The following is an 8810-nucleotide window of genomic DNA, read 5'->3' as shown; positions in this document are numbered from 1 at the left end:
GCGTCCGCAGCACGGGCAGCGACACCGTCCGGTCGAACCCCACCCGTTCACGGCTGGCACCGATGAGCACGGTGCCCGCGCGGGTGCCCTCCACGACCACGGAGGTCTCCAGCCCGGCGGCCGAGCTCGCCACGTTCGCGACGTAGTCGGCCGAGTAGACCTTGTGCCGGATGACCGAGGACGGCAAGGGTTCCGTGACCAGGATGAACCCGCGCCGCGGCAGGACGGGCACCGGCGCGCCGGCCAGCGCGGCGATCTCCCCACCCCAGGTGCCGGCCGCGTTGACCACCCACCGCGCCGACAGCTCCCCCGCGTTCGTGCGCACGCCGGTGACCGCGCCGCCCGCGTCCCGCCGGAACCCCACGACCGACGTTCCCGTGTGGACGGTCGCACCGAGGAAACGGGCTCGCCGCAACAGTTCCGCCGCGGCGAGCACGGGCTGCACCTGCATGTCCTGCGGGTAGTGCGCGCCGCCGGTCACGTCACGGGTCAGCCGGGGCTCCAGCTCGGCCAACTCCGCCGCATCCACGGCCACCGCGGTGACCCCGCACGCGCGCTGCCGGGCCGCCAGGGAGTCGAGGGCGGCCAGGGCTTCCGGTGAACGGGCGACCACCACACCGCCCTTGGGCTCCAGCTCGAACCGGTCCGCACCGAGCCGCTCGCCGAGCGCGGCCCACAACCGGACCGACAGCAGGGCGAGGTCCAGCTCGGGCCCGGGCTCCTTGTCGGAGACGAGGATGTTGCCCTCGCCGGCGCTGGTGGTGCCGCTCGCCACCGCGCCGCGCTCCACCACACCGACCCGCAGCCCGGCCTCGGCGCAGAAGTACGCACAGGCGGCACCGACCATCCCGGCACCGACGACCAGCACGTCCACGGCAGTACTATGTCACATTGCACTGGTGCGCGGAACCACCACGAGCGGTCAGCCGAACACGCTGAACACCGCCTCCGCGCGGGCACGCGTGCGGTACAGCTCCCACGCGCCCTCGGCGATGTCGTCCGGGTCGAGCGTCCTCGGTGGCACGCCACCGAACCGGTCCGGGTCGGCCTTGACGAGCTGGTGGATGTCACCGCGTTCGACGAGCCCGCCGATGACCAGGCTGCCCGCGTGGACGCCCGTGCCGGCGAGGCCCGCGTTGAGGGTCACGACGTAGTTGTGCAGTGCCGCGGCGGCGACCGCGAGCGCGCCGAGGAACGGCATCGGCTGGACGGCGGACAGGCCGCCGGCGATCAGCAACCCGCCGCTGCCGCGGTCGAGCATGCCCGGCAGCACCCGGTTGACCACGTCGATGGCCGGGTAGACGGTGGCGGACACGAGGTCCCGCACCTCCTCGGCCGTGGTGGCGGTGATCGGTCCGGGCCGTTGCGCGTCGAGGTCGACGGCGCCGGGTCCGTAGTACAGCAGGTCGATCGGGCCCAGCCGGGCCTCGATCGCGTCCAGCGTGGACAGCAGCGTGGCGCGGTCGCGCACGTCGGCGGTGAACGCCTCGGCCGCGATCCCCTCCTCCGCGAGGGACGACACGTACCCGGCGTGCCGGGTGTCCGAGCGCGACACGAGCGCGACGGTGTACCCCTCCCGGCCGACCCGGTGGGCGATGGACATGCCGAGCCCGGGACCGACCCCGATGACGGCTGCAGTGGACATGGTCCGCACCTTCCCTAATTCGAGGGTGCCCTCGATTTACGGCGCGACGCTACCACAAAGTCGAGGCGACCCTCGATTTCAGTATGATGAACGGCATGACGGGGACCAGGCCGCTGCGTGCCGACGCGGCACGCAACCGGGAGAAGCTGCTGGCCACGGCCGGTCAGCTGTTCTCGGAGCGCGGCCTGGACGTGCCGATGGAGCACATCGCCCGGCGGGCGGAGGTCAGCATCGGCACGCTGTACGCGCACTTCCCGACGCGCGAGGCGTTCTTCGCGGCGATCTTCCCGCAGCGGCTGGCCGCCCTGGACACCCTCGCCGAGCGGGCGGGCGCGGAGCCGGACCCGTGGCGGGCGTTCGTCGGCTACCTCGAGGGCCTGTTCGCGCTGCACGCCAGGGACCGCGGCCTCAACGACGTGCTCGTCCGGCAGCTCGCGGTCGAGGGTGTGGCCCAGGCCTGCCATCGCGGCGCCGAGCACCTCGACGACCTGATCCGCCGTGCCCAGGACGGCGGCCGGCTACGCCCCGACTTCACGATGGCGGACATGGCCACCCTCACCCGCGCCGTCGCCCAGATCATCCGCGACGCGACCGACGACGCCCCGGCCGAGGTGGGCAGGTTCCTGGAGATCTACGTGGCCGGCCTCCGCACCACCCCCTGACCCCCCCACCCCCCCGCGTGTCCAACCGAACGAACCCGCGAGTTCGACAAATCCTGCACCGCCGCCCCGGAAGCGGGCCCGGAGGAGGACGCCGCCCGCACCCCGAGTGCGCGGAAGGCGTCCTCCGTCCGGTTCACCAGCCGACGTCGCCCGGGCCGCGGGTGATGGTGAAGCCCGCGTTGTTGGCCAGGGCCGGGCCGGCGTTGCCGCTGACCGTCACGTAGCTGAACGTGCCGCTGCCCGGGACGTTGAACTCCATGCCGATCGTGCCGGTCCCCGCGAACGTCACCCGCTCGACCGTGAGGTTCGTGATCGGCTGCTGCCAGCTCGCCAGGAAGCCCTGGTACGTGCTGTCGTTCACGCTCAGGTCGCGCAGCACCACGGCGCCGGTGAACGCGGTGCTCGGCGCGTACAGCCACACCGCGCCGAGGTCGCTGCCCCAGTCGAGGCTGTGGGTGCCGGTGCGGGTCAGCGTGTCGCGCTGTACGACGGTCGTGCCGCTGAACGGGGTCGCGTCGTGCCAGTTGGACACCGTGATGCCGGAGCCCTGGAACACCGTGTCGGTGATGAGGTTGTCCTCGATCCGGTTGTTCGCGCCGCCGTACACCGCCGCGCCGTTGGCCAGGATCGGCAGGGCCACCGTGTTGAACGCGAGCACGCTGTCGCGGACCGTGCCGCCGGCGCCGGCATAGGACCACATGGCCAGGGCGTCGTCGCCGGTGTTGCGGAACGTGCTCTGCTCCACGCGCACACCCGTCGCGTTGCCGTTCACGTTCACCCCGTCGGCCATCGTGTTGCGGACGCGCAGGACGGACGCGTAGAGGCCGTTCGTGTTGCCGTTCACCCACAGGCCCACCTTGGCGTGGTTGGTGGCCACGTGGTGGATCAGCGAACCGGTGCCGAAGTCGCCCTCGATGGCCGCGTCGGAGTTGGGGGCGCTGTCCGGGTCGCGGGTGGTGACGTCGCCGTCGAACGTGAAGTCGGCCAGCTGGACGTTCGACCCGGTGGCCATGAACCCGCCGCGCCGGTTGACGCCCTGCAGCACGGTCTGCCAGATGCCCGCGCCGCGCACGCTCACCCCCGAGACCTCCAGCAGTCCGCCGACGACGTACCGGCCCGCCGGGATCCACACACCGCCGCCGTGCGCCGCGGCGATGGCGGCGCGGATGGCGGCCGTGTCGTCACCGCTGTCGTTCGGCACCGCGCCGTAGCTGTTCACGTTCACATACCCGGTCGGCGCGGGCAGTGCCGCGTCGGCCACCTCGGCGTCCACCAGGTCGACGGTGATCGTGTCGACGGCGGTGGTCTCCTTGGCCAGCCGCAGGACCGTGCCGGCCGGGTAGGTCGCGGGCAGCAGCGTCCGCGCGTCGTCGAAGAAGCGGTGCGGGTTCGCCCCGCCCGGCGCGTCGGCGAACGGGTAGGCGCCGTACATCCACGTGTACTTCGACGTGAGCGTCAGGTCGGTCACCTTGGTGCCGCCCGCGTACACCGCGAGCGGGGCGGTCGTCCCGGTGCCGGCCGCGTTGTCGGGGATGCTCGCCCGCACGGTGATCGCGTTGGCCGGCTTGGTGAGCGTGACCTGCACGTACTGGCTGGTGCCGGTCAGCTCGACCGCGCGGCGGCCGGACGCCTCGGCCTGCTTGGTCGTGTACGTGCGGTCGGCGGCGAGGACGCGGCCGGTGGTGCTGCCCGCCTCGGCCTCGTAGGTGGTGTACGGCAGGGTCGCGCCGCGCACGTCGAGCGCGGTGCCGCCGGCCACGTCGACGTTGTCGAGCTGCACGCCGCCGGAGTCGCCCTGGTCGACCTGGTAGCCGAGCAGGTTCACCCCGGCCCGCAGCGGCACGCTGTGGGTGGTGGTCTGCCACTCACCGGCCGGCAGCGTGACCTGGCCCTGCCGCAACCCGTTGGCGTAGAGGGAAAGCGTGCGGGCGCCGCCGGTCGCGTTGCGGAACCGCAGCGTGGCGGTGCGGGTGCCGGCGCTGGGCACGTTCACCGTGCGGATGACGCGGGCACCCACAGCGCCGAGCCCCGTGACGAAGCCGCTGCCGGTGTAGCCGGACACGTCGGTCCCCACGGCGGCGCCGCCGGACAGGAACGCGGTCTCCAACTCGCCGCCGGTGGCCGGGAGCGCGGTGGTGAGCGCGAGGTTGTCCACGTTCACATTGCCGCTGTCGGCCGGGCCGTAGCGCAGCGCGACGGTGTTCGTGCCGGCGGCGAGCGTCACGGGCTCGGTCGTGGTGCCCCAGGTGTCCCAGTTCGCGGTGGCGGGCAGGGAGATCTGGCGGGTCGACCCGTTCACCACCAACGACATCGTCCGGGTGGCGCCCGTGCCGTTCGCGTAGCGGACCGACAGGTCGCGGTCGCCCGCGGTCTGCCCGGTGAGCGTGAACGTCGCGGCGGCGTTGCCCTTGTTGGCGTCGACGAACCCGCCGACGTAGCCGGAACCCGTGTAGCCGGGATGCTCCGACTCGACGACCGCGCCGCCGGACAGCGCGGCGGACTCCGCCTCGAGACCGGACCCGGCCGGGACTGCCGCCACCGCGACGTTGTCCACGTTCACATTGCCGTTGTCGGCGGTGCCGTACCGCAGGACGACGGTGTTGGCGCCGCCCGTGAGGGACACGGTCTGGTGGCCGGTCGCCCAGGTGTCCCAGTTCGCCGTGGCCGGCAGGGAGACCTGGCGGGTGGCTCCGTTGACCACCAACGACATCGTGCGGGTGCCGCCGGTGCCGTTGGCGTACCGGATCGTCAGGTCGTTGTTCCGGCGGTGACGCCGGTGAGCGTGAACGTCGCCGCCGCGTTGCCGCGGTTCGCGTCGACGAACCCGCCGACGTAGCCGGAACCCGTGTAGCCGGGGTGTTCCGACTCGACGACCGCGCCGCCGGCCAGCTGTGCGGACTCGGCCTCCTGTGCCGTGGCGGCCGCGGCGACCACGCCGCTCGCGACCACGCCGGCCGCCGCGATGAGGGCGGCGAGCGCCGCCGTGAAGGATCGCTTCAACATCGTTGTCGACTCCTCGTGTGCAGGGATTCAGCCCTTGACCGCGCCCTCCAGCGCGCCACCGCGCAGGAACAGGCGCTGGAAGACCAGGAACAGCGCGATGGGGATCACGGACGAGATGGCGAGCGCGGCGAGGAACACGTCCAGCTCGACATAGCGTTGGAGCGCGGGCAGCCGCACCGACAGCGGCTGCACCGCCGGGTCGGGCAGCACCAGCAGCGGCCAGAGGAAGTCCTTCCAGCTCGCCACCACGGCGAACACCGACACCACGCCGATGATCGGCCTGGACATCGGCAGCACCACCGACCAGAACAGGCGGAACGGCCCGGCGCCGTCCACCCGCGCCGCCTCGAACACCTCGCGGGGCAGGTTCGCGAAGAACCGTTGCACAATCACCACGTTGAAGGCGTTCGCGCCCGCGGGCAGCCACACCGCCCAGAACGTGTTGATCATCGAGGCGTTGACGACCGTCAGGTACAACGGCACGAGCAGCACGATCGACGGGACGAACAGGGTCGCCAGCACCACGCCCGTGATCAGCCCGCCGTAACGGGGACGCAGCACCGCCAGCGCGTAGCCGGCCGTCGTCGCCACGACGAGTTGGACCAACCACGAGCCGGCGGCCATGACCACGGTGTTGAGGAAGTGCCGGTCGATGTCGACCCGCGTCCACGCGGTGGCCAGGTTCGCGAGGTCGATGCCGTGCGGGAAGACCGCCAGCGGCTCGCGGAGCGTGTCCTGGGTCGGGGTGACCGCGGCCTTGGCCAGCCAGAGGACCGGGCCGAGGCCGACGACCAGCAGCGCCGCGAGCAGGAGCCCGTGCAGGACCCGGACACTGCGCCGCACCCGCGGGGACGCCCACTCCGAAGGGGAGAGCAGCCCCCGGCTCATGACGTGCTCCACGACCGGGTCAGGCGGAAGTAGACGGCGGAGAACACGGCCAGCACGGCGGCCAGCATCAGGCTCAGCGCGGTCGCCTTGCCGTAGTCGCCGCCGAGGCTGTCGGCGAACGCGTAGTCGTAGATCAGCAGCAGCACGGTGGTGGTCGCGTGCGCCGGACCGCCGCCCGTGAACAGGAACGGCTCCAGGAACACCTGCGCGGTGCCGATGACCTGCAGGATGAACGTGACCAGCAGGACGTTGCGCAGGTTGGGCAGCGTGACGTGCCAGACCTTGCGCCACACGGAGGCGCCGTCGATCTCGGCGGCCTCGTACAGCTGCGGTGGCACGGCCGCCAGCGCCGCCAGGTAGATGATCATCGTGCCGCCCGCGGCCGCCCAGGTCGCCTCCAGCACCAGGGACGGCATCGCGGAGTCCGCGTCCTGCAACCACCGCAGCGGCCCCACCCCGACCGCGCCGAGGATCGTGTTGAACACCCCGTTCGGGCCGGCGTCGAAGAAGAACTTCCACAGCAGCACCGCCACCACCGGCGGCACGACCACCGGCAGGTAGGCGAGGGCGGCGAACAGTCCCCTGCGCGCGCGGACCTCGGCGATCAGCACCGCCACCACCAGCGGCACGGGGTAGCCGATGAGCAGTGCCAGCAGGGCGAACCAGAGCGTGTTGCGCACGGCCGTCCACAGGAGAGGGTCGGCCAGCACCGCGGCGAAGTTGTCGAGACCCACGAACCGCGCCGCGGTCACCAGGTTCGTCCGCTGCACGCTCATGATCACCGACTGGATGATCGGCCCCCACGAGAAGACCCCGAACACCACCAGCAGCGGCAACAGGAACACCAGCGTGGACAACCCGCCGCCCCGCACCCACGAGCGCGGGCCGCGCCGCCGCCGCGGGGCACGCGCCGGGGCGGCGGCGACGCGTGCCGGGCGGGTGACGAACGTGACTGCCATGGCTCAGCCCCGGTCGAGCAGTGCCTGCGCCTGCGACTGGGCGTCGGCCAGCAGCGCCGGGATGTCGGCGCCCTGGTCGGTCAGCACGGTCTGCGCCACGTTGTCCAGCAGCTTGTACACGTCCTGGGTGGACCTCGCCGGCTCGGGCACCAGCGGCTGGTCGAACATCCGGCTCGTGTACGGCTTCAGCTGCGCGACCGGCACGTTCACGTACTCGGCGATCCACTTCTGCTGGGCGTCGTAGGTGGCCCGGTCGAGCACCGGCAGGTCCGGGGTGCCGACCGGTTGCCCGGACTCCGCCTGCGTCTTCGCGTTCAGCACGGCCGCGTGCCGGTCCGTGAGCTTGCCAAGGTAGAAGAAGTCGATCCACTCGACGGCCGCGGCGCGGGTCTTCTCCCCCGTCTTCGGGCTCACCACCGCGAGGGTCCCGCCGCCGAGCACACCCGCGTCCCGGTCGCCGGTCAGCGGCAGCACGGTCACGCCGTAGTCCCGCGGCTTCAACGCGTTCTGCGTGACCAGGTTGCCGTAGTTGCCCCCGCCCGAGACGTACATGCCGATCCGGCCGGCGGCGAAGTCCTGGTTGATGCCGGCCCAGTCGTAGAGGAAGTTGGCGCCCATGCTGTTGTCGTCCCACCGCATGGCCCGCACCTGCTCGAGCACGTCGGCCAGCTCCGGTGTGTCGATCGTCGCGGTCGCCCTGTCCCCCTTGACGGTCTCCAGCCGGCCGCCCCGCGCGTAGTCCAGTGTGGCCAGTATCCAGCCGCCGGTGTTGTCGGTGGTCATCTGGGCGTAGCCGGCCTGACCGGTGCGCGCCGCGATCTGCCTGGCGGCCGACCGCACCTCGTCCCAGGTGGACGGTGGGTCGTCCGGGTCGAGCCCGGCCTGGGCGAACAGCGTCCGGTTGTAGTGCAGTGCCTGGCCGTAGGCGGCGATGGGCACCGCCCACTGCTTGCCGTCGGTCGCCTGCCCGGCCTTGGCGACGTTGGCGTTGAACGACTTCGCGTACGGCAGCTTCGCGACCAGCGCGCTGACGTCCGCGATCTGCTGGCGCTCGATGAGCCCCCGGCCGTCGGTGAACGGGACGGTGAACACGTCGGGGATGGTGCCGCCGGCGAGCTGGGAGGTGAACGTCGCGGCCGTCCAGGTGTACTCCCGCGGCCGCACGTCGACGTCCGGGTGGGCCTTCTCGAACTGGGCGACCCGCTCGTTGAACGCGTCGACCGCGTTCTGTTCGAGGCCGGCGTCCATGGCGACCTCGAGGACGACCTTGCCGTCGGCGTTCACCTCGTCCTGGCCGGCGGCACCACCCGCACCGCACGCGGACAGCACGAGGGCGCACGTCGCCAGCGCCGCGATCATGGGAGACTTCATCGTCACTCCAGGGGGATCAGGCACGCAGCCACACGGCCGCGTCGGTGGGCAGTCGGTCACCGTCGAGGCCGGCACTGGTGAGCAGGACCTCGCGGTGGGCGGGCAGGGGCACGGGCTCGGCGCCGAGGTTCACCACGCACAGCACGTCCTCCCGCGCGAACGCGAGCACGTCCTCGGGGGAGGCCAACCAGGCGAAGGACTCGGCACGCAACCCCGGCTCGGCGCGGCGCAGGGCCAGCGCGGCACGGTAGAGCGTGAGCATCGAGCCGGGCTCACCGTCCT

At 72.2% G+C, this 8810-nt stretch carries 9 protein-coding genes; 1 reads left to right on the top strand and 8 read right to left on the bottom strand.

The window, feature by feature from the left end; genetic code table 11:
• Both ACJ73U_RS42220 and ACJ73U_RS42215 read right to left on the bottom strand, forming a co-directional pair.
• The coding region (locus ACJ73U_RS42220) for an NAD(P)/FAD-dependent oxidoreductase (RefSeq protein WP_407783406.1) at positions 1 to 874 on the bottom strand (874 nt) is incomplete at its 3' end.
• A gap of 48 nt (positions 875 to 922) precedes the next feature.
• Positions 923 to 1645 carry an SDR family NAD(P)-dependent oxidoreductase gene (locus ACJ73U_RS42215; protein ID WP_407783405.1) on the bottom strand — a complete coding sequence of 241 codons (723 nt, stop codon included), beginning with the start codon at positions 1643 to 1645 and terminating at the stop codon, positions 923 to 925.
• Positions 1646 to 1740: 95 nt separating this feature from the next.
• Here ACJ73U_RS42215 and ACJ73U_RS42210 point away from each other — a divergent pair, with 95 nt between their 5' ends.
• Positions 1741 to 2307, top strand: a complete 567-nt coding sequence (locus tag ACJ73U_RS42210) for a TetR/AcrR family transcriptional regulator (RefSeq protein WP_407783404.1) — start codon at positions 1741 to 1743, stop codon at positions 2305 to 2307.
• Positions 2308 to 2440: 133 nt separating this feature from the next.
• Here the strand turns inward: ACJ73U_RS42210 and ACJ73U_RS42205 are convergent, their stop codons facing one another.
• From ACJ73U_RS42205 to ACJ73U_RS42180, 6 genes are all read right to left on the bottom strand, one after another.
• Positions 2441 to 5008: a CBM35 domain-containing protein gene (locus ACJ73U_RS42205; RefSeq protein ID WP_407783403.1), complete on the bottom strand. Its 2568-nt coding sequence runs from the start codon at positions 5006 to 5008 to the stop codon at positions 2441 to 2443.
• Between the two features lie 47 nt (positions 5009 to 5055).
• Positions 5056 to 5310, bottom strand: coding sequence for a hypothetical protein (locus ACJ73U_RS42200; protein WP_407783402.1), 255 nt, complete (start codon positions 5308 to 5310; stop codon positions 5056 to 5058).
• Positions 5311 to 5337: 27 nt separating this feature from the next.
• Entirely contained in the window at positions 5338 to 6198 is an 861-nt protein-coding gene (locus ACJ73U_RS42195; RefSeq protein WP_407783401.1) for a carbohydrate ABC transporter permease, read from the bottom strand.
• Entirely contained in the window at positions 6195 to 7157 is a 963-nt protein-coding gene (locus tag ACJ73U_RS42190) for a carbohydrate ABC transporter permease (protein WP_407783400.1), read from the bottom strand. Before ACJ73U_RS42190 ends, ACJ73U_RS42195 begins: the two co-directional genes overlap by 4 nt.
• Positions 7158 to 7160: 3 nt before the next feature.
• On the bottom strand, positions 7161 to 8528 hold the full coding sequence (locus ACJ73U_RS42185) for an ABC transporter substrate-binding protein (protein ID WP_407783399.1): 1368 nt from the start codon (positions 8526 to 8528) through the stop codon (positions 7161 to 7163).
• A gap of 16 nt (positions 8529 to 8544) precedes the next feature.
• The coding region (locus ACJ73U_RS42180) for a DUF3459 domain-containing protein (protein WP_407783398.1) at positions 8545 to 8810 on the bottom strand (266 nt) is incomplete at its 5' end.

The organism is Actinophytocola sp., assembly GCF_045807065.1.
Lineage (GTDB): Bacteria > Actinomycetota > Actinomycetes > Mycobacteriales > Pseudonocardiaceae > Actinophytocola.
Note: the sequence above shows the minus strand (reverse complement) of the source record. Positions and strands in the feature narration are given on the sequence as shown.

Excerpts from the sequence above, each read along its gene's own strand:
- ACJ73U_RS42215 (WP_407783405.1), bottom strand. The coding sequence starts at position 1,645 with ATGTCCACTGCAGCCGTCATCGGGGTCGGTCCCGGGCTCGGCATGTCC.
- ACJ73U_RS42210 (WP_407783404.1), top strand. The coding sequence starts at position 1,741 with ATGACGGGGACCAGGCCGCTGCGTGCCGACGCGGCACGCAACCGGGAG.
- ACJ73U_RS42200 (WP_407783402.1), bottom strand. The coding sequence starts at position 5,310 with ATGTTGAAGCGATCCTTCACGGCGGCGCTCGCCGCCCTCATCGCGGCG.
- ACJ73U_RS42195 (WP_407783401.1), bottom strand. The coding sequence starts at position 6,198 with ATGAGCCGGGGGCTGCTCTCCCCTTCGGAGTGGGCGTCCCCGCGGGTG.
- ACJ73U_RS42190 (WP_407783400.1), bottom strand. The coding sequence starts at position 7,157 with ATGGCAGTCACGTTCGTCACCCGCCCGGCACGCGTCGCCGCCGCCCCG.
- ACJ73U_RS42185 (WP_407783399.1), bottom strand. The coding sequence starts at position 8,528 with ATGAAGTCTCCCATGATCGCGGCGCTGGCGACGTGCGCCCTCGTGCTG.